This is a genomic window from Amycolatopsis sp. NPDC005003, assembly GCF_053600695.1.
The window spans coordinates 135,536-157,607 of sequence record NZ_JBSGAI010000017.1; the positions used below are offsets into that span (position 1 = coordinate 135,536).

The 22,072-nt window shown below is 72.2% G+C and carries 22 protein-coding genes; 8 read left to right on the forward strand and 14 right to left on the reverse strand.

What is annotated here, in order from left to right; all coding sequences use genetic code 11:
- Positions 1–10: 10 nt before the first annotated feature.
- Entirely contained in the window at positions 11–970 is a 960-nt protein-coding gene (locus ACWED2_RS21285; RefSeq protein ID WP_449692203.1) for a chitinase, read from the reverse strand.
- A gap of 217 nt (positions 971–1,187) precedes the next feature.
- On the opposite strand from ACWED2_RS21285, the gene ACWED2_RS21290 reads away from it, so the two are divergent.
- On the forward strand, positions 1,188–2,474 hold the full coding sequence (locus ACWED2_RS21290; RefSeq protein WP_449692204.1) for a diguanylate cyclase: 1,287 nt from the start codon (positions 1,188–1,190) through the stop codon (positions 2,472–2,474).
- 37 nt (positions 2,475–2,511) lie between these two features.
- On the opposite strand, the gene ACWED2_RS21295 is transcribed toward ACWED2_RS21290, so the two are convergent.
- Both ACWED2_RS21295 and ACWED2_RS21300 read right to left on the reverse strand, forming a co-directional pair.
- Positions 2,512–3,474: an isopenicillin N synthase family dioxygenase gene (locus ACWED2_RS21295; RefSeq protein WP_449692205.1), complete on the reverse strand. Its 963-nt coding sequence runs from the start codon at positions 3,472–3,474 to the stop codon at positions 2,512–2,514.
- A 52-nt stretch (positions 3,475–3,526) separates the two neighbouring features.
- Positions 3,527–3,985: a nucleoside deaminase gene (locus ACWED2_RS21300; RefSeq protein ID WP_449692206.1), complete on the reverse strand. Its 459-nt coding sequence runs from the start codon at positions 3,983–3,985 to the stop codon at positions 3,527–3,529.
- A gap of 111 nt (positions 3,986–4,096) precedes the next feature.
- Between ACWED2_RS21300 and ACWED2_RS21305 the strand changes: the two genes are divergently transcribed.
- Positions 4,097–5,053: a helix-turn-helix transcriptional regulator gene (locus ACWED2_RS21305; protein WP_449692207.1), complete on the forward strand. Its 957-nt coding sequence runs from the start codon at positions 4,097–4,099 to the stop codon at positions 5,051–5,053.
- Positions 5,054–5,222: 169 nt separating this feature from the next.
- Here ACWED2_RS21305 and ACWED2_RS21310 read toward each other — a convergent pair whose 3' ends face one another.
- The 3 genes from ACWED2_RS21310 to ACWED2_RS21320 all read right to left on the reverse strand — a co-directional run bounded on the left by ACWED2_RS21310 (position 5,223) and on the right by ACWED2_RS21320 (position 8,591).
- Positions 5,223–6,314, reverse strand: a complete 1,092-nt coding sequence (locus ACWED2_RS21310) for a winged helix DNA-binding domain-containing protein (protein ID WP_449692208.1) — start codon at positions 6,312–6,314, stop codon at positions 5,223–5,225.
- A gap of 39 nt (positions 6,315–6,353) precedes the next feature.
- Complete coding sequence (locus ACWED2_RS21315) at positions 6,354–6,968, reverse strand: TetR/AcrR family transcriptional regulator (RefSeq protein ID WP_449692209.1); 615 nt, start codon at positions 6,966–6,968, stop codon at positions 6,354–6,356.
- Between the two features lie 150 nt (positions 6,969–7,118).
- Positions 7,119–8,591, reverse strand: coding sequence for a non-reducing end alpha-L-arabinofuranosidase family hydrolase (locus tag ACWED2_RS21320; protein WP_449692210.1), 1,473 nt, complete (start codon positions 8,589–8,591; stop codon positions 7,119–7,121).
- Positions 8,592–8,979: 388 nt separating this feature from the next.
- Here ACWED2_RS21320 and ACWED2_RS21325 point away from each other — a divergent pair, with 388 nt between their 5' ends.
- The gene (locus ACWED2_RS21325) at positions 8,980–10,455 is read left to right on the forward strand and encodes an RICIN domain-containing protein (protein ID WP_449692211.1); all 1,476 of its coding nucleotides are present in this window, start codon (positions 8,980–8,982) and stop codon (positions 10,453–10,455) included.
- A 232-nt stretch (positions 10,456–10,687) separates the two neighbouring features.
- Positions 10,688–11,266 (forward strand): dihydrofolate reductase family protein, encoded by a 579-nt coding sequence (locus ACWED2_RS21330; RefSeq protein ID WP_449692212.1) that lies wholly within the window; start codon positions 10,688–10,690, stop codon positions 11,264–11,266.
- On the opposite strand, the gene ACWED2_RS21335 is transcribed toward ACWED2_RS21330, so the two are convergent.
- Entirely contained in the window at positions 11,254–11,847 is a 594-nt protein-coding gene (locus ACWED2_RS21335) for a hypothetical protein (protein ID WP_449692213.1), read from the reverse strand. The two genes, ACWED2_RS21330 and ACWED2_RS21335, sit on opposite strands and share 13 nt — an antisense overlap.
- Before the next feature lie 211 nt (positions 11,848–12,058).
- On the opposite strand from ACWED2_RS21335, the gene ACWED2_RS21340 reads away from it, so the two are divergent.
- Positions 12,059–13,282 carry an Ig-like domain-containing protein gene (locus ACWED2_RS21340; RefSeq protein ID WP_449692256.1) on the forward strand — a complete coding sequence of 408 codons (1,224 nt, stop codon included), beginning with the start codon at positions 12,059–12,061 and terminating at the stop codon, positions 13,280–13,282.
- Between the two features lie 70 nt (positions 13,283–13,352).
- Here ACWED2_RS21340 and ACWED2_RS21345 read toward each other — a convergent pair whose 3' ends face one another.
- Positions 13,353–13,862: a hypothetical protein gene (locus tag ACWED2_RS21345; protein ID WP_449692214.1), complete on the reverse strand. Its 510-nt coding sequence runs from the start codon at positions 13,860–13,862 to the stop codon at positions 13,353–13,355.
- 65 nt (positions 13,863–13,927) lie between these two features.
- Between ACWED2_RS21345 and ACWED2_RS21350 the strand changes: the two genes are divergently transcribed.
- On the forward strand, positions 13,928–14,743 hold the full coding sequence (locus ACWED2_RS21350) for a hypothetical protein (RefSeq protein ID WP_449692215.1): 816 nt from the start codon (positions 13,928–13,930) through the stop codon (positions 14,741–14,743).
- Here the strand turns inward: ACWED2_RS21350 and ACWED2_RS21355 are convergent.
- Positions 14,740–15,159 carry a hypothetical protein gene (locus ACWED2_RS21355; protein WP_449692216.1) on the reverse strand — a complete coding sequence of 140 codons (420 nt, stop codon included), beginning with the start codon at positions 15,157–15,159 and terminating at the stop codon, positions 14,740–14,742. The genes ACWED2_RS21350 and ACWED2_RS21355 overlap by 4 nt on opposite strands.
- A gap of 64 nt (positions 15,160–15,223) precedes the next feature.
- Here ACWED2_RS21355 and ACWED2_RS21360 point away from each other — a divergent pair, with 64 nt between their 5' ends.
- Positions 15,224–15,712, forward strand: a complete 489-nt coding sequence (locus tag ACWED2_RS21360; protein ID WP_449692217.1) for a MarR family winged helix-turn-helix transcriptional regulator — start codon at positions 15,224–15,226, stop codon at positions 15,710–15,712.
- A gap of 89 nt (positions 15,713–15,801) precedes the next feature.
- Positions 15,802–16,041, forward strand: coding sequence for a hypothetical protein (locus tag ACWED2_RS21365; RefSeq protein WP_449692218.1), 240 nt, complete (start codon positions 15,802–15,804; stop codon positions 16,039–16,041).
- 47 nt (positions 16,042–16,088) lie between these two features.
- Here the strand turns inward: ACWED2_RS21365 and ACWED2_RS21370 are convergent, their stop codons facing one another.
- From ACWED2_RS21370 to ACWED2_RS21390, 5 genes are all read right to left on the reverse strand, one after another.
- On the reverse strand, positions 16,089–18,170 hold the full coding sequence (locus ACWED2_RS21370) for an iron ABC transporter permease (protein ID WP_449692219.1): 2,082 nt from the start codon (positions 18,168–18,170) through the stop codon (positions 16,089–16,091).
- A 1-nt stretch (position 18,171) separates the two neighbouring features.
- Positions 18,172–19,146, reverse strand: a complete 975-nt coding sequence (locus ACWED2_RS21375; protein WP_449692220.1) for an ABC transporter substrate-binding protein — start codon at positions 19,144–19,146, stop codon at positions 18,172–18,174.
- A gap of 21 nt (positions 19,147–19,167) precedes the next feature.
- The gene (locus tag ACWED2_RS21380) at positions 19,168–19,986 is read right to left on the reverse strand and encodes an ABC transporter ATP-binding protein (RefSeq protein ID WP_449692221.1); all 819 of its coding nucleotides are present in this window, start codon (positions 19,984–19,986) and stop codon (positions 19,168–19,170) included.
- A 98-nt stretch (positions 19,987–20,084) separates the two neighbouring features.
- Entirely contained in the window at positions 20,085–21,254 is a 1,170-nt protein-coding gene (locus ACWED2_RS21385; protein WP_449692222.1) for a hypothetical protein, read from the reverse strand.
- 252 nt (positions 21,255–21,506) lie between these two features.
- Positions 21,507–22,025: a MauE/DoxX family redox-associated membrane protein gene (locus ACWED2_RS21390; RefSeq protein WP_449692223.1), complete on the reverse strand. Its 519-nt coding sequence runs from the start codon at positions 22,023–22,025 to the stop codon at positions 21,507–21,509.
- Between the last annotated feature and the right edge of the window lie 47 nt (positions 22,026–22,072).

The following is a 22,072-nucleotide window of genomic DNA, read 5'->3' on the forward strand; positions in this document are numbered from 1 at the left end:
GTCCGGGACGTCAGCCGGTGTAGCCGGCGACGATCTTGGTGAACGCGTACTTGTCCTGCGAGATCCCGCTGCACTCGCCGCCGCCGCTGCAGTCGCGGTTGGTGGCCCAGAACGTGAAGCGGGCCAGGTGGTGGCTCGTCGCGTAGCTGCGGATCGAGTTGAAGTTGGCCACCGTGACCGTCTCGCCCGCGTTGTCGGTCTTGCCGTTCATCGAGGAGAGGCCGCTGTGCCGGTAGGCGGTGTCGTCGCTCCAGCCGAACGTGGTCTTGAGCTGGTTCTTCAGCCCGTCGACCGCGGACTTCGTGTGGGCGGCCATGTCGCCGCCGCTGGAGAAGTCGAACGGCATGACCGACCAGACGTCGACCGGGGCGCCGATCGCCTTGGCCTGGTTGATCAGGCGCTTGCCCCAGGAGTCGGGGCCGGTCGTGGTGGTGCCGATCGTGATCACCACGCGAAGGTTCGGGTTCTTCTGCTTGGTCAGCTTGACCGCGTTGAGGATGCGGTCCTGGACCGTGTTGTTCTGGAACTCGTCGGTGTTCTCGATGTCGAGGTCGATCGCCTTGAGGCCGTAGGCGTCGATCACCTTCTGGTAGGCGCCCGCCAGCGCGGAGGCCGACGTGCACTTCGAGCCCAGTTTCGTGCCGGACCAGCCGCCGAAGGACGGGATCACGTCCCCGCCCGCGTTGCGGATGTTCTGGATCATGGTCTTGTCGGAGCCGGTCAGCGACCGGCTGCCGTCCCACTTGGGGTTGCAGGTCCCGTCGGACAGGACGAAGGCGAGGGTAAACGCTTTCACGCCGGTCGCGGACATCGCCGCGGACGGGCTGGTCTGGCCGCCCCACTGGTACAGGTACGGGGAGGCGAGCACGGGGTCGACCGCGGCCATGGCCTGCGGGGCGAGCCCGACCGTCGTCGCCAGCGCGGCCGAAGCCGCGGCCGCGAGGGTGAGGAGACGGCGCACTGATTGCATGGGGGTCCTCCGATGTGCAGGTGGAGCACCTCCGGTTTGAGGCGGCGGGATCAACCCGGGAGGAGTGCTGTGTGCCACCACACAGTGGACTAGACCAATGTTGCGTGTCAACCCTCCGTCGGTCGGAAAATGACCCACGGTGCCGGGCCGCGCCGACGAGTTCGAATTCCCCTGAAGGCGGATCGACAGCGGCCCGCATTCCGGCTAGTTTGCCGAAATGGTGGGGGATTCGGTCGCCGCCGGCGGGGAACGCCGACCGGGCCGGTTCCTGGCCGCTCTCGCCCAGCGGCGCTGGGCCCCGCGGCGGTGGGCGCTGTGGCGGCTGCCGCGCCGCGGCCAGGTCTGGTACTTCGTCGGGGTCGACGCCCTCGCCGTCGCCGCCGTCGTGCTCGCCGCCCTCCGCTTCCCGCCGGTCACCGCGATGCTGACGCCGTTCGCGCTGCTCGCGGCCGGGATGCTCGGGTCGGCGGAGCTCGCGCGGCCGGTCGAGCGCCACCGCGAGGACACCCTCCTCGGGCCCGGCGTCGACACGCCGTGGGTCTTCGCCGGGGTGCTGGTGCTCCGGCCCGGTCTCGCCGTCGCGCTGGTCGTGCTCTCCGCGCTGCACCAGTGGTTCCGGGTCCGCAGAAGACCCGTCCACCGGCAGGTGTTCGGCGCCGCGGTGACGGCGCTGGCCGGCCTCGTCGCGGGCGCCTTCCTCACCGCGACCGGCGTCCGGCCGCTCGGCGAGGTCCTCGGCACCCGGACCGTTCTCCTGCTCGCCGCCGCCGGGCTGGTGTTCCTCGCGGTGAACGCCGCGCTCGTGACGGGCGCCGACGGGCCGCGCCGCCCGCGCGAAGCCGCGCCGGCCCATGCCTTCGACGCCGCGATGACCGCGCTCGGCCTCCCGCTCGCCTGGGCCGTCGTCGGCGCGCCGCTGCTGGTCCCGGTGCTGGCCGGCGCCACGGTCGTGCTGCACCGCGGCGGGCTGGGTGCCGGCCGCCGCGACCACGTCGCCCTCGATCCGGGCACCGGTGTGCTGACCGGCGCGTCCTGGCGCGCCGCCGCCGAGGCCCGGCTGGACCGCCCCGGCGGCGCCGGCCCGGCCGTCCTGCTGCTCGACCTCGACCACTTCCGCCTGCTCAACGACCGCTACGGCGTCCGCATCGGCGACGCCGTGCTGCGCGCGGTCGCCGGCACCCTGCGCGACGAGGTCCGCGCCGCCGATCTCGTCGGCCGCTCGGGCGGCGAGGAGTTCGCGGTGCTGCTGCCCGGCACCGGCCCCTTCGACGCGATGGCGATCGCCGAGCGCATCCGCCTGCGGATCGCCTCGACGCTGGTGGCGCTGAAGGCCTCGGGCGACGGTCCCCAGTTCGTCGGGGTGACGGTGTCGATCGGCGTGGCGGGCTGTGCGGACGGGCTCTTGGGCAAAGCGCTGCTGGCCGCGGAACAGGCGTTGCTGCAGGCGAAGGCGGCGGGCCGGAACCGGACGGTCTGCGCGGAGCCCGACGTCAGCTCATCGTGATCGCGTTGAATGGTTTCAGTTCCTTCAGGTACTGCGTTCAGCTCATCGTGATCGCGTCCAGCTTCTGCTTCAGGTACTGCGACGCGATCACCTCGGGGTAGGTCCGGGTGCCCAGCGGCGGCGCCAGCGACGTGATCCGGGCGTCGTGATCGGTCTCGTAGAAGAAGATCAGCGACACCAGGTCCTCGTCCGGCGCCGTCGCGGCCGGCGGGAGGACGCGGTGGCGCGTCGAGCGCCAGCGGTCGCCCGTCCAGCGGGCCATCAGGTCCCCGATGTTCACCGTGAAGGCCTCCGGGTGGAACGGCGCGTCCTCCCACCGGCCGTCGGCCGTGCAGACCTGCAGGCCGCCGACGCCGGCCTGGCGGTCGAGCACCGTGACCGTGCCGAAGTCGGTGTGCGGGCCGATCCGGAACTGGTCCGGCGCCGGGGTGCCGACGCGGCTCATCGGCGGGTACCAGTTGATGTTGAAGGTGTACGTCGGGTGCCCGGTGTGCCGGGTGAAGTGGCTCTGGGCGAGGCCGAGCGCCGCCGCGAAGATCTCCAGCAGGTGGTCTGCCAGCGCCCGCATCCGGCGCATGTACTCGGTCGCCACCTCGCCGAGGCCGGGCACCTCGTGCGGCCAGACGTTGGGCTGGAACCAGAACCCGTCCACCTCGGCGACGCCGGTCCGGGTGTCCGCGCCCGCCGAGTAGGACTCCTTGAGGTCCGGCGGGGTCTCGGTGCCCTCGGCGTAGCCGTTGGCCTCGACGCCCGGCGGCAGCCAGCCGCGGCCGCCGACCGTGACGGCGTAGCGCTGCTTGACGTCCTCGGGCAGCGCGAAGAACTCCCGCGCCAGCTCACGCGTCCGGTGCCGCAGGTCGTCCGGCACGCCGTGCCCGGTGACCAGCAGGAAGCCGGACTCCCGCAGCGCCTGGTCGATCCGGCCCGCCACTTCGGCCCGGCCCTCGGACGTGCCCGCGAACCACGGCGAAAGGTCCACGAGCGGAACGGATGACGGCATACCGGCTCCTGTGAGGCGCTGTTCTGTTCGGCACTCTTTGTCCTGCACTGTCCTATTCGGACTTCTCGACCCCGATGTCCTCGAACCACAGGTCCGGGCGCGCGGCGATGAACTCCGTCATCAGCGCGGTGCAGCCGGGATCGTCGAGCAGGGTGATCTCCACCCCGAGCCCGGCGAGCCAGTCGTGGCCGCCGTGGAACGTCTCGGCTTCCCCGATGACGACGTGCCCGATACCGAACTGACGGACGAGCCCGGAGCAGTACCAGCACGGCGAGAGCGTGGTGACCATGATCGTGTCGCGGTAGTGCGGGCGGCGGCCGGCGTTGCGGAACGCCGCGGTTTCGGCGTGCATCGACGGGTCGCCGTCCTGCACGCGCCGGTTGTGCCCGCGGCCCAGCAACGCGCCCGCGGAGTCGAACAGCGCCGCCCCGATCGGCACGCCCCCTTCGGCCTTGCCCAGCTCGGCTTCTTCGCGGGCGACGGCGAGCAGGGTGTGCGGATCGATCGGCATGCGTCACTCTTTCCGGCCGGGGCGGCGCCTGGCAAGTGTTTGCCGCCGGGACTGCACCTTCCGGCGGATCACGGACAGGAGCTGTCCGCGATGTCTGGCACACTGCGTGCCATGTACGGCACTTCGGAACGGCTGCTCAGGCTGCTCTCGCTGCTGCAGGCGCGCCGGGACTGGCCGGGTGCCGACCTCGCGGCCCGCCTGGAGGTCGACGTCCGCACGATCCGCCGCGACGTCGAACGGCTGCGGTCCCTCGGCTACCCGGTGCACGCGACGCCGGGGGTGGCGGGCGGCTACCGGCTGGGTGCGGGCGCGGCCCTGCCACCGCTGTTGCTGGACGACGACGAGGCCGTCGCGGTGGCGGTCGGCCTGCGCACGGCGGCGAGCGGCACGGTCAGCGGCATCGAGGAGGCGTCGGTGCGCGCGCTGGCGAAGCTGGAGCAGGTGCTGCCCGCCCGGCTGCGGCCGCGGGTGGGCGCGCTGCAGGCGGCGACGGTGTCGCTGCCCGGAGCGGGCCCGACGGTGGACGCCTCGGTGCTGACGGCGATCGCGACGGCCTGCCGCGACCACGAGCGCCTGCGCTTCGGCTACGGCGACCGGGCGGGCGCCTCGACACAGCGATCGGTCGAGCCGCTGCGGCTGGTCCACACGGGCCGGCGCTGGTACCTGGTCGCCTTCGACCTCGACCGCGCGGACTGGCGCACCTTCCGGGTGGACCGGATCGCCGGGGTGCCGTCGATCGGCTTCCGCTTCCCGCCGCGCGAGCCCCCGGCGCCGGACCTGGCGGAGTACGTCTCCCGCCAGATCTCGACGGAGGTCTACCAGCACCGGCTGGTCCTGCGGGTGGCCGCCCCGGCGGCGGCGCTGGCCCGGCGCATCCCGCCCACGTCGGGCGTGGTCGAGGAGATCGACGAGGGCAGCTGCCGGGTGCGGACCGGGACGAACGACCTGGACGCGGTGCCCTACCACCTGGCCCGGCTGGGGTACGACTTCGTGGTGGAGGAAGCCCCGCCGGGCCTGGTCGAGGGCCTGCGGGCGGTGGCGGACCGGTTCGCCCGGGCGGTCGGCTGAGCTGCCGGCGCCCCATGTGGCCTTCGGTGCGTTGAATCGGCACTGCGGCGCGGAGCGCCTCCGTTTGAGGCTGGTGGCGGGGGCATGGAGGGAGCAACCAAGGCGGCCTTCGGAGGGTTGGCCGCGACCAAGGCCGCCTTCGGGCGCTTGGATCGGGCGGTGGGGTGGCTCAGGCCGGTTCCACCCGGACCCGGTCGCTCTCGCCGTCGCTCAAGAACGCGGCCAGCTCGCTTCCCTCGGCCGCGGCCGCCGCGCGTTCCGCCCCGGTCAGCCGCCGCAGCGGGCGGACCACGACCGCTCCCTCCGCCACCGTCCAGGTCGCCGAGACGCGGCCGTCGACCAGCACCACCCGCTCGCCCGCCACCGACAGCCCGCGGTGGGCGTCGTCGATGATGCGGGACCGGTCGTCGTAGCCGAGGATCGCGTTGTCGAACGCCGGCAGGAACCGGACCGGGGCCGGGGTGTCCGGGGCGGGACGCGGTGCTTCGGGCAGGTCGAGCAGCTCGCGGCCCCGCTCGTCGCGGAAGGCCACCAGCTCCTCGCGCACCGCCTTCACCGCGGCCGGCAGGCCGGCCAGCCCCGACCACGCGCGCAGGTCCGCCGTCGCGGCCGGGCCGAACGCCGCCAGGTAGCGCCGGACCAGCGTCCGGCCGACGCCGTCGGCCGGGTCGAGCGGGTCGGCGTCGCGGCCGAGCCACCCGGAAAGGGGGAGGTTCCGCACGCCCGCCTTGGTCCGCCACAGCCCGCGCGGCGGCAGCTGCACCGATGGGATCAGCGCGGCGATCAGCAGCTCCCCGAGCGGGCGCGGGCCCGGCGCGGGCCACCGGTCGGCGACCGCCCGCGCCAGCTCGCCCATCGAGCGGGGTTCGCCGTCGGCCAGCACCGCCCGGCCCGCCGCGGCGAGCTCGGCGAAGTCCACGCCCTCGAGCTCGCGGCGGTAGGTGGTGACGACCCGCTGCCGCAGCATGGCATCGAACCGGCTCCGCCACGCGAGTACGTCGTCGGCGGTGAGCAGGTGGACGGTGCGGCGCATGAGGTGGGTCCGCACGACCCGCCGTCCGGTCAGCAGCGTGTCCAGCGAGGCCGGGTCGAACGCGCGCAGCCGCGACCACAGCCCGGTGAACGGTTCCTGCGGCTCCTGCGCCTGCAGGCCGCCGAGGTGGGCGACGGCGTCGAGCACGGGGAGGCCGGCGCGTTCGAGCAGCAGCTGCCGGGCGAGGGTGGCGCGGTTGAGGGCCCGCGCGTCGAGAACGTTCCGCACGAGGCCACCGTGCCACGAGTAGCGGTCAGGAAGTGTCCGCTACTCGGCGGGCACGCCGAGCATGCGCAGCACGAGCCCGCCGTACTCCTTGCCGAGCGCGGCCGGCGTCTGGCGGGCGCGCTCGCTGTACCAGCGGGCGACGTCGACGCCGAGCGAAAGCACGGCGCGGGCGGCGACGTGCGGGTCGGACACCGTGAACACGCCGCTTTCGGCGCCCTCGGCGATGACCTCGCGGACGATCCGCTCGATCCGCCGCCGCAGCGCGGCGACCACCTCGAGCTCCTGTTCGGGCAGCGCCTGCAGTTCGTACTGGACGACCCGCGCGACCGTGTGGCGCCGCGCGTGCCAGGCCACGAAGTCCTCGACGATCAACCGGATCCGCTCGACGGGATCCGATTCCTTGGCGACGACGTTCTCCACCAGCGCGAGGGTCTGCTCGTGGCCGTACCGGCTGATGGCGAACAGCAGCGCGGCCTTGGAGGGGAAGTGCACGTAGAGCGCGGCGGGGGACATCCCCGCGGCGCCGGCGATGTCCCGCGTGGTGGTGGCGTGGTAGCCGCGCTGGGCGAAGGCCTCCACCCCGGCCAGCATGAGCCGCCGGGCGGTTTCCGGCTGCACGTCCGGCCAGAGCTCGGCCGACAGCGACATCGTCATCCGGTGATCCTCCCAGCTCGCCCGGCCGCGGCCACGACGGCCGGCCCGGTCGTGCCCATTGTAAGCGGGCGCTTTGCCGGTGCCCGGGCAGTCGGCGGCCGGAGGTCACCGGCCGGTACGGGGGCGGGCGCCGGGCCCGCCCCCGTCGCGCTAACGCTGCAGGGTCAGCACGCCCGGCTTGTAGGGCAGGAGGCCGTAGTCGGTGCCGTCGGAGGCGGGGTCGCGGCCCTGGTAGAGGAACTGCAGGTTGCAGGGGTCGATGGTCTTGGTCTGGTCGGGGTTGGTGCGGACCAGGTCACCGTGGCTGATGTCGTTGGTCCAGGTGGCGCCGCTGTTGGCCTTGCCGGCGAAGGGGTTGCTTTCGGTGGCGGCCTGCGGGGTCCACGTGCCGCCCAGGCTGGTGGCGGTGAACGAACGGAAGAAGCGGCGCTCGTTCGTCCCCCGCGCCTCGACGATCATGAGGTACTGGTTCTGGCCCTGGACCTTGTAGACCTCGGGCGCTTCGAACAGGTTGACCACGCTGTCGCTCATGATCTTCGTGTAGCTCGAGCCGAAGCTGCCGGGGAAGTTCCCGATGGGCATGGTGGCGCGGTAGATGTTGCCGAGGTCGTCGGCGAAGAACAGGTACATGTTCGTGTCGTCGCCGATGAGGGTCTGGTCGATCGGGGCCCCGGTGGGGAGGCTGCCGGTGAACAGCGTCTGCGGCGCGGACCAGCTGTTGGGGTTGGTCGGGTCGCTCGAGGTGCGGTAGGAGAAGGCCGGGCCGCCCCACTGGTAGGCGAGTACCCAGATGTTCTTCGGGGCGAAGTAGAACAGCGTCGGCGCGACGGCGCCGAAGGACATGTCGCTCTGGGTCGCGGTGGCCATGTCGGACCAGTTCGTGAACGGGCTGAAGCTCGTGGACTTCCAGGCCGACCCGGTGTCGTGCGTGGTGGCGTAGACGACGTGCTTGCCGTTGTAGACGACGTTGGTGAAGTCCTTGAGCGAGACCCACCCGGACTTCGGGTTGGCCAGCGGGCCGGTCGAGCTCCAGCGGTAGGTCGAGGGCAGCGTGCAGCCGCCGCCGGTGCCGCCGTCGACCTGGACGAGCTGCCACTGCTGGTCGTTGCCGGCCGCGCTGGTCTGCTGCACGATGCCGGCGCCGTCGGCGGTCGAGGCGCCCTGGACGTCGAGGGACTTGCCGCTGTTGCGGTTGACCAGCCGGACGTAGCCGCTGCCGGTGTCGGTGAGGCTGAACTGCTGGTTGGCTCCGCCGTTGTCGGTCCACTGCACCACGGCGGCGCCGTCGGCGGTGGAAGCGCCCTGGACGTCGGCGAGCTTGCCGGAGTGCCGCGCGCGCAGCTTGTAGTAGCCGCCGCCGGCGTCCGCGAACTGGAACTGCTGGTTGGTGGTGTTGGTGCGGGTCCACTGGATGAGCCGGGCGCCGTCGGCGGTGGACGCGCCGTTGACGTCGAGGGCCTTGCCGCTGTTGCGGTTCACCAGGACGTACCAGGCGGTGGGGTCCACCGTGGCGGCCGACGCCGAGGTGGGGGCGGCGATGAGCAACCCGGCCACTGTCGCCACCACTGCCGCGGCGGCCGGCCAGGGCCGCCACCTCGCCGAACGCACGAATCCAACCGGCATGGGATCGTTCCCTTCTTCGTTGACGGGGACCATCGAGAGCAGTGTTAGCGCTAACATTTCGGCGCCGGGCAAGCCGTGGGTGAATGGTGGAGAGGAAGGGGACAGTTGGTCGACCGGCGGTGCGCCTGAACGCACCAGAGGACTGTGAACGATGACGTCGGCGGCGTCAAGACGTTGACAAGCGAGCTCCTCTTCCGGGTCCTGGTTGATCGAACCGATTCGATTCGGGCAAGCGGTGGCGATGTAAGTTTCGGTCCCTGCCCCAGGATGTCGTTGACCTGTTCCCGATGTGGTTCCTACTATTCCCGGGCGCCCTTCTAGCGAACCGGTTCGACGGTCCGGGTGGGCCGCCGGCCGCGGGCGGAACCCCCACGGAAAGGAACCCAGGATGTCCAGCTCACCGCACCGGTTCCCGCGGGAACGGGCGAACCGGCCGCTCGCTCTGCTCGTCGTCGTGCTCGCCGTCGTGGCGGGCGTCCTGGTGCCCGCGGCACGGGCGCACGCGGCGGTGAACACGTTCACCCTCGGCGCCACGCGCTACGACACCGCCGGCCGCGCGCTGCAGCTGCACGGCCTGGGCATCGTCCAGGTGGGCACCACGTGGTACGGCTTCGGCGAGGACAAGACCGGCCAGACCACCGCCAACACCGCCTTCCAGGACATCCCTTGCTACACGTCGTCCGACCTGGCGAACTGGACCCACCAGGGGATCGCGCTGGCGAAGCAGGGCAGCGGCGACCTCGGGCCGAACCGCATCGTCGAGCGGCCCAAGGTCCTCTACAACGCCACGACCCGGACGTACGTGATGTACCTGCACATCGACAACACGAGCTACTCCGAGCAGCGGGTCGGCGTGGCGACCAGTCCGACGCCGTGCGGCCCGTACAGCTACCGGGGGAGCTTCCAGCCGCTGGGCAACCAGAGCCGTGACATCGGTCTGTATCAGGACACCGACGGGTCCGCGTACCTGATGAGCGAGAACGCCGGCCGCAGCCTCCGCATCTACCGGCTGTCCGCGGACTACCTCTCGGTGGCGAGCGCGGTGGCGACGCTGCCGAACTACGAGTCCCCGGCCGTGATCAAGGTCGGCGGGACGTACTACCTGCTGGCCTCCCACCTGACCGGCTGGGCCACCAACGACAACGTGTACGCGACCGCGTCGTCGCTCGCCGGGCCGTGGTCGCCGTTCCGGAACTTCGCGGCGCCGGGCACCAACACCTACAACAGCCAGACGGCGAACATCATCACCGTCCAGGGCAGCGCGGCGACCACCTACATCTACGCGGGCGACCGCTGGACGGGCAACGCCATGGGGAACTCGCCGCTGATCTGGCTGCCGCTCACGATCCGCGGCACGACGGTCAACCTGGGCCAGTACCCGAGCTGGAGCCTGGACGCCGACGCGGGGACGTGGTCGGCGAACTCCGGGCTGCCCAGCGCCACCGCGCACGTGCTGAAGAACGCCAACAGTTCGATGGTGCTGGACGCCTCGGGCGCGTCGACCGCGGCCGGCGGCAAGATCATCCAATGGCCCGCGCACGGGGGCGCCAACCAGCAGTGGCGGCTGACGAAGCTCGCCGACAACGTCTTCACCATGGTCAACGTCAACAGCGGGCTGTGCCTCGACGTCCCGGACCAGTCGACGGCGAACGGCGTCCAGCTGCAGCAGTGGACCTGCACCGGCGCCGCCGGCCAGCAATGGACCGCGGACCTGGTGGGCAGCCTCACCGGCAGTCAGTACTTCCTCCAGAACGTCAACAGCGGCCTCGCGATCGGCGTGGCCGGCTCCTCCACGGCGAGCGGTGCGCAGGTCAGCCAGCTCGCCGGGACGAACGCCTCGAGCCAGGTGTGGACGGTCTCCTGACCCCTGATTCGAACATCCGTTCGAGGATCGGGTAGAGTGTGTGCCGGGTGGTGGTGCGGCCGCAGGGGAAGTGCGGTCCGCGCCACCACCTCCGACGCGGAACCTTCGAGCGCTGACGCCGGCGGCCGAACGAAAATCTTCGGCCCCGGCTGTCGAATCCGGCGCCCCGTGATCGACGCAGGGGTGAAAGCGGCTTCGTGCCGGGTCGAGCGCAAGTGAAGAGGTATCGCGGATGAGGACGCCACTGCGGCTCTACATGTCCATGTCGGTCGACGGGTACATCGCCGGCCCGGACGACCGCCCGGGCCAGGAGCTCGGCCGCGACGGAGGGCGGCTGTTCGATTGGCTCGACGACCGGAATTCCGAGGGGATCAACGGGCAGGTGTACGCCGAAGCCTCGTCGACCGGCGCGGTGATCTCCGGCCGCCGCACGTTCGAGCTGGCCAAGCGGTGGGGCGGCGACCACCACGACGGCGTGCCGATCCACGTGCTCACCCACGACATCGACCCGGCCGACGAACCGCCGGGCAGCGCGAAGTTCTACACGGACGTCGACGCCTGTGCCGTCGAAGCCCGGGAAGCGGCGGGAGACCGGGCCGTGCTGGTGCACGGCGCGGGCGCGGCGCAGGCGCTGCTGGCGGCCGGCCAGCTCGACGAACTCGAGCTGCACTTGATCCCGGTGCTGCTGGGCGGCGGGAGGCGGCTGTTCGAGCCGGCCGGGCTCGGTCGCGTAGAGCTGGAACCCGTCCGGCGGCTCGACGGTCGCGGCGTGACCCACCTGCGGTACCGGGTGGTCCGTCAGGGAGCCTGATCGACGCGGAACGTCCGCCGGACCGTGTAGTCGAGTTTTCTCGGCGTCCTGGTGTGGTGGATCAGGATCCTGGCGAGCAGCCGGCTGACCGGGCCGACCGGGACGTGGTATTCGAACGCCGCCCACACGTGGACCAGAACAGCTCCGGCGGGCAGCAGAAGCGGTTTGCGGTACAGCTGGGTGACGCCGGGTTGCACGAACGCGCGTTGCCAGTTCGGCGCGAACAGGAAGCCACCGTCGAGGATCAGGCGGACGTCTTGTCCCGGGCCGGTTTGCGGATCGACTCGGTGACCGAACGAGGGTTCGACTCCGTCGCGGCTCGTCGTGGTCTCGCCGTCGAGTGCGTATCGGACCCGCCCCTGAGTCTGGCTCACGTAGCCGGATCCGGGCCCGACGTTCTTGATCGTCACCACGATGTCGCCGACCTTCTGCGTGTCGTCGGCGCGCAGCAGGACGAAGTCGACGTCGAACTCGACGCACGGGAACAGGGCGCGCCGGAGCACGAACTGCACGTACCCGCCGAAGAGCGCGATCGTCGCCGCGACGGCGGTCACCACGGGGGCGAACTCGCTCCAGCGCATCAGGTACCCCACTCCCGTGCCGTCTTCGGCGGGTCACGCCGGCTATGTCGCGGAGCACGGGGAAAGTGCTTCACCGGCGCCCCCGGATTCGGCCGATCGGCCCCGGTCTTCCGCACGCCGAGTCACCTCGAAGCTGCGCCAAGTCACACTTCGCGAGAGACCTGATCGTGACACAACTTCGGGCCCGGTGGGACGTCTGATGATCGTGAGAATGATCCGCATCGCCGGGCTCGGGCTGGTGGCCCTGGTGCTGGCTGCATGTAGTGGACAGTCCGAGACCGTGGGGGCCGCGCAGCCGGCCGGGCTGGCGGGGGCGACCGGGACGACCGGGACGGCGACCGTGCCCGGGGTGCCGGCGGCGAAGGTGGTCTTCGGCCCCGAAGGCGGCGACCAGCTGAGCCCGAAGGACCCGATCGTCATCAAGGCGTCCGGTGGCACGTTGCAGGCGGTCGCGGTGACGAACCCGCAGACCGGCAACGGTGTCAAGGGCGAGCTCTCGCCGGACAAGACGACGTGGACCAGCAGTGACCGCCTCCGGTACGGGGCCACCTACCAGGCGGTCGTCACGGCGGCGAACCCGGCGGGCGCGACGAGCGAGCAGCGCGGGGAGGTGCGCACCCTCAAGCCGGCCGCGGTCGCCAGCCCCGCGCTCTTCCAGGCGGCGTCGGGCGATTTCGGCGTCGGCCTGATCATCGGCCTGAAGTTCGACCACGACATCACCGACAAGGCCACGGTGGAGAAGTCCCTCAAGGTGACGTCTTCGCCCGCCCAGGAGGGCGGCTGGTACTGGGTGGGCAAGCGCGAAGTGCACTACCGGCCCAAGGACTACTGGAAGGCCGGCTCGACCGTGAAGCTCGAGACCACGACCTTCGGCACGCCGATCGGGGGCGGCGCGTACGGCGGCCAGGACGTCTCGGCCACCTACAAGATCCACGACTCCTGGATCGCCAAGGCGGACGGCAACACGCACCAGATCAAGGCGTACCACAACGGGCAGCTCGTGCGGACCGCGCCGACCAGCATGGGCAAGACCGCCGACACCCCGCCGCGCGGCCCGACGCCGACCTTCAACGGCACGCACACCGTGCTGGGGAAGGAAGCCAGCAAGATCATGGACTCCTGCAGCTACGGCGTGTGCGAGGGCGACCCCGGCTACTACAAGGCGCCGGAGAACTGGAACGTCCGGATCTCCAACGACGGCGAGTACCTCCACGAGAACCTGAAGACGGTCGGTGTGCAGGGCAGCGCCAACGTCTCCAACGGCTGCCTCAACATGAACACCGAGAACGCCAAGTGGTTCTTCGACAACTTCAACGTCGGTGACGTCGTCGAGGTCACCAACTCGGGCGGCCCGCAGCTGGCGATCAACAACGGCCACGGCGACTGGGCGATCAGCTGGAGCGCCTGGCAGGCCGGCAGCGCCCTGCGCGGCTGAGTTCCCCCCTTGGCGAGGAGGCCTTCGGCGCACGCCGAAGGCCTCCTTTGGCGTTGTTGCGAAACCCGAGTCAGAGCGGGTCGTACTCGTCGCCGTCTTCGTTCAGCAGCACATAGCGCGGCGACAGTTCGGTCAAGGACGTGCTCAGCGACGCCAGCACCGTCTCGACGGCGACCTGGCCGAGCTCCAGCTCCGCGGCGACCTCCGAGCGGAGCTGGTCGATCTCGGGTTCGTCCTCCTTCAGCTCGGCGTAGGACGATTCGAAGGCGGCGCGCATCGCTTCGAGGTCGGGTGCGTGCACCACGACGTCCTGCCAGGTCGGTACCCCGACGACGAGGCGGATCGCGGCACCGAGGTCGGCGGCGACGATCCCGGCGGTGCCTTCGGAGCCGGCGTAGAGCACGGGGCCGCCGTCGCAGACGAAGAACGTGCCGCCCGAGGCGTCGCCGGCGACCACCTGCAGCTCGCCGCCCGAGGCCAGCCGCACCGGTTCGACGGGATCGAGGCGGGTCAAGTCGAAGTCGAACACGTCGGCCAGCAGCTTGGCGGCGTGGGCGTTGTTCCGGAGGCGATCGAGCATGCCGGAACGATAGACCGCCCCCCAACGGTTGGTGAGGGGCCCGCGAGTGCGGTACAACCGGAAGCGTGGCCGAGCGCGTCCGGCGTCCCGACCCGCACGTTTCCGTCGAGCGAGACGTGCTGGTGCGGTACCTCGACGCGTGGACGGCGACCGTGCTGCGGTCGCCGCGGGGTGGCACCTATGTCGAGGGTGGCGACTTCGCCGCCGACGCCTTCCGGGTCTTCGCCGAGTTCGCCGACCGGCTGGACGAGCACCACCTCGAAGCGGTTCTCGTCGGCCGCGCCGTGCCGGCGGGGGCCCCGGACGGCCTGGCCGTCCGGGTCGTCGACGAGCTGCGGGACGTCCGGGTGGCCGGGCCGATGCTGGCGCACGTCTCCGGTGCCTGGCCGCCGGCGCTGGTGCGGGGCAAGGCGCACGAGGTGCTGCTGTCGGACGTGGCCGGCGCGGAGCACCGGGAGCGGCTGCGGGCCGCGGGGCTCGGCTGCACGGTCGCCGTGGAGCTCGTCGCCGACGACGGAACCGCGCGGACGCTCGTGTTCGCGACCGCCGACAGCCGGCACCTCGGCACCTTCAAAACCGAACTCTGGGCGGCGGACGAGTTCGCCGGCATCCGCTTCCGCGACCCGCGTGACGCCGAGGGCACACTGGTCGACATCTCGCTCACCCCGCAGCTGCTGCCGCTGCGGCGGGCGCTGGTGGCGGAACTGGCCCGGCGAGGCCCCGCCACCCTCGCCGAGCTGCAGAACTTCACGCTGCTGGAAACCATCTACCGCGCCGAGGACGCCGTCGGCGCGCTGACGGCCGCGGTGGCGGCCGGGCAGGTCGCGCGGGAGCCGGAGAAGGGGCGGCTGAGCTCCCGGACCGTCCTTTCGGCGAGCTAGTCGGTCGGCACCGGCCGGGCGCTCCCGGCCGCCGGCGACAGGGTCGGGCGGAGTGCGGTGACGACCGCCGTCGTGACGACCAGGTGCATGAGCATCAGGCCGAAGACGTTGGCGGCCGTGGCGCCCGCGGTGAACAGCAGCAGGTCCGGGACCCACGTCAGGACGAGCACCGCCGGGACGACCACGCGCAGCGCCTGCGGGGCCCTGTGGGCGATGACGAACCAGCCGGCGGTGCCCAGCAGCAGCCCGGCGGCGGTGGCCGGCAGGTAGGACGCGGGGGACAGGCCCATGCCGATCCCGCCGTCGTCGAGGGCCAGCGCGCCGAGGGCGATGGCGGTGTTCGCCGCGGCGGCCGCCAGGAGGGCGAAGCCGAGGCGGAGGACGGTGATCGCGGTCGGTTTGAGGGTGGTGGGCATCGCTCCTCCTTGGGTTTAACACGCAACTCAAACCGTAATTTGGGTTGCGTGTTAAAGTCAAGGCGTGGGTGAAGAGGAGCCGTTCCCCCGGCTCGGTGAAGACGAGCAGCGAGCGTGGATCAACCTGGTGAAGGTCCTGCTCACGCTGCCTGGCGCGCTGGAAAGCCAGCTGCTGCGGGACGCCGACCTGACGCTGCTGGGCTACATGATCCTGGCGCGGCTCTCGAGGGTCCCGGGGGAAAGCCTGCGGATGAGCGAGATCGCGGAGATGGCCAACGGGTCACTGCCGCGGATTTCGCACGCCGTGGCGCGCCTGGAAGACCGGGGATGGGTGACGCGCGAGGTCTGCACCGGCCAGGGCCGCCGGTTCACGACCGCGACGTTGACCGCGGCCGGCCGCGCGCACCTGGCGGCCTCGGCACCCGCGCACGTCGCGACGGTCCGCCGGCTGGTGATGGATCCGCTGGGCGACGACTTCGTGGGGGTCGGCGACGCCGTGCGGCGGATCGTCGAAACCCTCGGGCTGCCCACGGAGGTCCTCAAGCCCCGGTAGGCGTTGGCGGGTATGGAATTCTCGGGCCGGCCGGGCCACACTGGTCTGCGGTTCCGGAGAAACTCCGCCCGCCCGAGGAGGGGTCAGGGATGCCCACCGCCATCGAATACGCAGTCGCCGGGCACTGGCACGAGCAGAACGGGTGCGGTGGTGGTCCGCCCGCCCAGAACTTCCACGGTGGCGCGGCCGGCCTGGCCGCCTCGGTGGTGCACCCGGACGTCGTGCCGGCGCCCGCCGAGGGGTTGCTGGTCACCGGCCTGCCCGTGGTGCTGCTCGGGGCGGCCGTGGTCTGGCGACGGCGACGCGGCGGGAAGACCACGGCCGAATAGGGGCGGCCGGCCGGTTCCGGGGCGCGGGAAATCGGAACCGGGCCGGCTCAGCGTCCCCGCGCCGCCTTCGTGCGGTGCCGGTACAGGAGCCACACGAAGTAGGGCGCGCCGATGATCGCCGTCATCAGGCCGGCCGGGAGCTGGCCGGGGGCGATGACGGTGCGCCCGGCGGTGTCGGCCGCGCAGACCCCGAGCGCGCCCAGCAGCGCCGCGGCGGGCAGCAGGCGGGAATGCCTGCTGCCCACGATCGCGCGGGCCGCGTGCGGGGCGACCAGGCCGACGAACGTCAGCACCCCGATCCCCGCGACCGCCGCGCCGGTCAGCAGGACGGCGCACGACAGCAGCAGCAACCGCGTCCGCGCCACCGGCACGCCGAGAACCCGCGGCGTTTCGTCGTCCAGCGACAGCAGGTCGAGCTCGCGCCGCAGGCGGACCAGCACCGGCGCCACCAGCAGCAGGGCCAGCGCCATCGGCACGAGGTGCGCGAAGGTCCGGCCGTAGGTCGAGCCGCCCAGCCAGGTGAGCGCCTTGGTCTCGTTCCACGGGTCGGACAGGGTGATCAGCAGCGTCACCAGCGCCTGCGCCGCCGCGTGCACGCCGAAGCCGATCAGCACCAGGCGTTCACTGGTGAAGCCGCCCCGGGCGGCCACGGCGAAGACCACGGCCATCGAGCACGCCGCTCCCAGGCCCGCGAAGCCCGTCAGCGTCCAGAACCCGACCCCGGACACGGCCGTGAGCACCGCGACCGCGCCGAGCCCCGCCCCGCCGACGACGCCGATCATCCCCGGCTCGGCCAACGGGTTGCGGGCCACCGCCTGGGTGAGCGCGCCGCCCAGCGCCAGTGCCGCGCCCGCCAGCAGCGCGGCCACCACCCGCGGAACGCGGGTGTCCAGCACACCGGTGACGATCGGGCCGGCCCGGCCGCTCACCCAGTTGACGAGGTCGCCCAGCAGCAGTTTCGCGTCACCGAGCAGGACCGCGCCCACGGCGACGCCGATCGCCGCGAGCACCAGCCCGGCGAGCACCACGCGGTACCGCACCGCGCTGACCCCGCCGCGCGCGCCGGCGGCGGGCGGTTCGGCGGGCCCGGCGGCGATCCGGGCCGTCCGGGCCAGCACCACGAGGAAGAGCGCGCCGAGGATCGTCGTCACGACTCCGGTCGGCACTTCCAGGGCGCGCTGCGGGCCGATGATCGCCCGGAGCAGCACGTCCGCGCCCAGCAGGAGGACCGCGCCGAGGGCCGCGGAGCACGGGAGCAGCGCCGCGTGCCGGTGCAGGCCCGGCACCACGGACGTGAGCAGCCGGGCCACGGCCGGCGCGGCGAGGCCGACGAACCCGATGGGGCCGGCCAAGGTCACCGCCGTCGCGGCCAGCAGCACCGCCAAGGCGATCGCACCGAACCGGACGCGTCCGATGTGGACACCCAGGGTCCTGGCGTGGTCGTCGCCGACGCGGATCAGGTCCAGCCGCCGGGCCATGCCCAGCAACGCGGCCAGCGCCACGCCGGCGACGGGCCCGAGCGTGCGGACACCGCCGAGCCCGTTCTGCTCCAGCGCTCCCTCGCCCCAGGCGAAGAGACCGCGGGTTTCCTGGGCGTACAACAGCAACAGGACCTGGGTCACCGAGATCAGGGCCAGCGCGATCGCGGTGCCCGCCAGCACCAGCCGCACGATCCCGGTGCCCCCGGTGCCGGACAGCGCCAGCACGAACACGGCCGCCGCCAGGCCGCCCGCGAAAGCGATCCCGGTCGCGCCGAGCAGGGGCAGCGAGACGCCGAACGCCGCGACGGCGACCACCGCCAGGTGCGCGCCGGCGTTGACGGCCAGGGTGTCCGGCGACGCCAAAGTGTTGCGCGACACCGATTGCAGCACCGCGCCGGCCACGCCGAGCGCGCCACCGACGACCAAGGCCGCGAGCAGGCGCGGCAACCGCGACTCGACGACCACCGCGGTCGTGTCGCCGGTCGCGCCGCCGACGGCCAGCCGCAGCACGTCGAGCGCGTCGAGGTTCGCGGTGCCCTGCGTCAGGTGCACGGCCGAACCCAGCACGATCAGCGCGGCGAGCCCGCACCCGAGCAGCGCGAGCCGCCCGCGCCGCCGGACGGCGACCGCGGGCGTCAGGGTGACCACGCTAGTTCTTCAGCGCGTCGACGGCCGCGTCGACGAACTGCGCCATCGACTTCGGCCCGCCGAACATCCAGAGCGAGTCCGGGAAGCGGTGCACCTTGCCGCTCTTGACGAACGGGAGGTTCGTCCAGATCGCGTTGCCGGCCAGCTCCTGCCGGTACGGGTCGCCGTCGGCGTTGTTGGCGATGTACCAGAACCGCACGTCGGGCAGCCGGGTCAGGCCTTCGACATCGGCTTTCGCCAGGCCGTAGACCGCGTCGCCGTCCATCGGCCAGGCGGTCTCGAGGCCGAGGCGGGCGAACACCGCGGACACCAGCGCGCCTTTGGTGTAGGGCCGGATGCTGACCGAGCCAGAGGTGACGTAGGCATCGGAGAACGCGACCTGCCGGCCACCGGCGCCCAGCTTTTCCACCGCGTCCCGGCCGGCGGTCAGCTTCTGTTCGAAGCCGGATTTCAGCTGCGCGGCCCTGGTTTCGGTGCCGGTGGCCTTGGCGATGGTGTCCAGGTTGGCGTACATCCCGGCGATCGGGTCCTTGGCGTTGCCGCCGTTGATGACGACGACCGGGACCTTCGCCTCGATCTGCTCGAGCGCCCCTTCGGTCACGCTGTCGGTGACGATCACCAGGTCCGGCCCGAGCGAGCCGAGCGTGTCGAGGCTCGGCTCGCCACGGGTGCCGATGTCCTTCGGGGTGCCGTCGAGCTTTTCGGCGCTGACCCACTGGCCGTAACCCTTGATGTCGGACACGCCGACCGGCATGACGCCGAGCGACACGAGGTGCTCGACGGCGTTCCACTCGGTCGCCGCGACACGCTTGGCCGGGCCGGGCAGCTTCACCTCCTTGCCGCGCGCGTCGACGACGGTGATCGGGCCGCCGCCGGTGGCGGCGGCGTTGCTCGTGGGCGCCTCGGTGGTGCCACAGCCGGCCACGAAGAACGTGGCGGCCGCGGACAGGCCGAGGAGCATCCGGGTGATCCGCATGTTTCTCCTGTTTCAGGTGGGTCAGACAGCCGTGGTGGCGTTGAAGCGGCCGACCGCGCGGGTGTGGATCCGCCCGTCGGCCGGGTCGGTGACGACGTCCACGCGGATGCCGTAGGCGCGGCTGAGGTTGTCCGGCGTCAGCACGTCGGCGGGCGAGCCTTCGGCGGTGACCCGGCCGCCTTCGAGCAGCACCACCCGGTCGGCGACCGCGGCGGCCTGGTCGAGGTCGTGCAGCACCACACCGACGCCGACGCCGTGCTGGTCGGCGAGATCGCGGACCACGTCGAGGATTTCGACCTGGTAGCGCAGGTCGAGGAAGGTCGTGGGCTCGTCGAGCAGCAGCAACGCGGTGTCCTGGGCCAAGCACGCAGCGAGCCACACCCGCTGCGCCTGCCCGCCGGAGAGGGCCTGCACGGGCCGGTCGGCGAGGGCGGACAAGCCGGTCAGCGCCAGCGCCCGCTCGACGGCGGCGGGCCCTTCGGGATCGCGGCCGCCCCAACGCGACCGGTGCGGGTGGCGCCCGAACTCCACCAGCTCCCGGACGCACACACCGCCTGGCGCGGTCCGGTGCTGCGACAGCAGGGTGATCCGCCTGGCAATGTCCTTTCCGGACAGCGCGCGCAGGTCGGCGCCGTCGGCGAAGGTCACGGCGCCGGCGACCGGCGGGTGCAGGCGGGCGAGCGCCCGCAGCAACGTCGACTTCCCGCTGCCGTTCGGGCCGATCAGCGCGGTCACGGTCCCGGCGTGCAGCGAGACGGAGGCGGCATGCACGACGACGTCGCTGCCGTAGGCGACGTCGACCGCACGGGCGTGCACGCCGGAGCGGGGAGCGAGGGACACACGAGGACGATAAGGTCAGGCTTACCTAACCTACAAGGTGGCGGACGGCACAATCCGGACTTCCGCCGCTTCGGTCAGCCTAGGAGTCGGCCGAGGAGTCAGCCGAGGAGCCGGCCGAGGTAGAGGTCCCGCGCGACCAGGCTGACCGCCAGGTGGTCGGCGAGCGGGTCGAAGAAGGCGCTGCGGTACTTGGCGTCGGTCACCGTCGAGGCGGCGAAGTACAGGCCGGAGAACGCGGCGATGAACAACGACACCTGCAGCAGTTCCTGGGGGATCGGCAGCTGGATGCCGAACAGCGTGCCGCTCGCGGGGTCGCGCCCGATCCACGCCTTGATCACCGCGTGCTGCACCGCGACGATGCCGAAGACCACGAAGAAGACGAACACGAGGGTGGCGAGCACGAAGGTCTGCAGCACCTGGGTCAGCACCAGGACGAGGATCATGTTCGCCCGTTCCAGCTTCGTGAGCGGCAGCCGTTCGGCGGGGACGCCCTCGGCCAGGAAGGCCGCCAGCGGAGTCTCCCGCAGCTTGTCGAGGCCGACCGGGGCGGTGCGCGACTGGGTCAGCAGGGTGACCTCGTCCTTGAGCATCGCGAGCAGGAAGACCACGGCGACCAGGGCCAGGAGCCCGACGACCAGCCACATCCGCTGCCGCGACAGGGCGGCGCCGACCTGCCAGATCTCGGTGGTGAAGAACCCGAAGACGGTGAACAGCAGCAACAGGGGCAGGGCCCGGCTGGTGAGCTCGCCGAGCAGCCGCGTCTGGCGGTACGCGGCCCGCAGCGCCCACCCGACGATCGAGCCGACCCCGACGAAGGCGGCGGCGAACAGCCCGATCAGGATCGCGAGCTGGATGAGGAGGCCGAGCGGCACCGAGCCGCCTTCGACCACCCGGTCGACCACGGGGACGACGACCACGAACCCGGCCGCCATGACCGCCGCGGGCGCGGTGCCGCCCCGGTCGACCAGCTTGCGCCGCACCCAGCGGGCGGTGAGCCAGGAGCCGAGGGCGGGGAAGACGACCAGGCCCAGCAGCAGGCCGGTGTAGCCGAGCGCGAAGAGGTTGCTTTCCAGCAGCCGGTCGAAGTCGGCATCGGTTTCGCCGTCGACCGCGGTCAGCAGGGCGGTGAGGATCTGCCAGGCCGCGATGAAGACCACGGCAGGCCCGATCCGGACCAGCAGCTGAGCGGGCCGCCCCCGCACGACGGCGGGCAGGCCTCGCCGCCGGAACCACTGCTCGACGGCCTCGACGCCGCGTTCGTCCGCCATGCTCGCCTCCCGCCCGGCGCGGCCGCCGCCGGGATGCTAGCGCGGCGCCGGGTGTGGCCGAGGAGCTGGGTCGCGCGGGGTGGGGTGGTGGGCGGCGTGGCCGCGGTGCGCGCAGGCGACCCTGACGGTGGGCCGCGACCGGTGCCTGGTCGGTCCGCGCGCAGCACCTGCCCACCGCCCTCCCGTCGCCGAATCCACAGTGGACCATTTCCGCGGCGGCCGGACAATCGACCGTCCGCAAACCTCCGGGAATCAGCGAAAAGCGCGTCCCGGGGTGCGGCCGCCGGCTCCGCGCCACGCCGGAACCAGGTGGTTCGCCATCGCGAGGACCACGCCGGCGGCCACGCACGCCCACCGGTCCGGGGCCGGTGCGGGCACGCCGAGGACAGCGCACCCGGCGCCGGCCGCGGCGAGCGCTCCGGCTCGGCACACCACCGGCCACGACACCGTCTCCGCGCCGGGACACCCGCACGGCACGCCCGGCCGGCGCGTCCGCAGCACCGCCGTGTAACCGGCGAACACGCAGTACAGCCCGGCTTGCGCGGCGGCGGGCAGTACCGTGGCCGCCGGGGCGGTGAGCAGGGTCGCGAGCATCGCCGCGCCCACGAGGGTTTCCGCGATGGCGGCCGGCGCGGCCACGAACGGCGGCAGCAGGCGGTGGACGCGCAGCACCGCGCGGTGCTCCCGGTGGCGCACCACGTGGGCCACGCCGGCCGCGGTCAGGAGAATCGCGCCGCACGCCGTCATTCCCGCGAACCAGAAGGTGAGCATGGCGCCACCTTATTCGCCGACAGAAGTACCGTCCCCGTTCGGAGCAA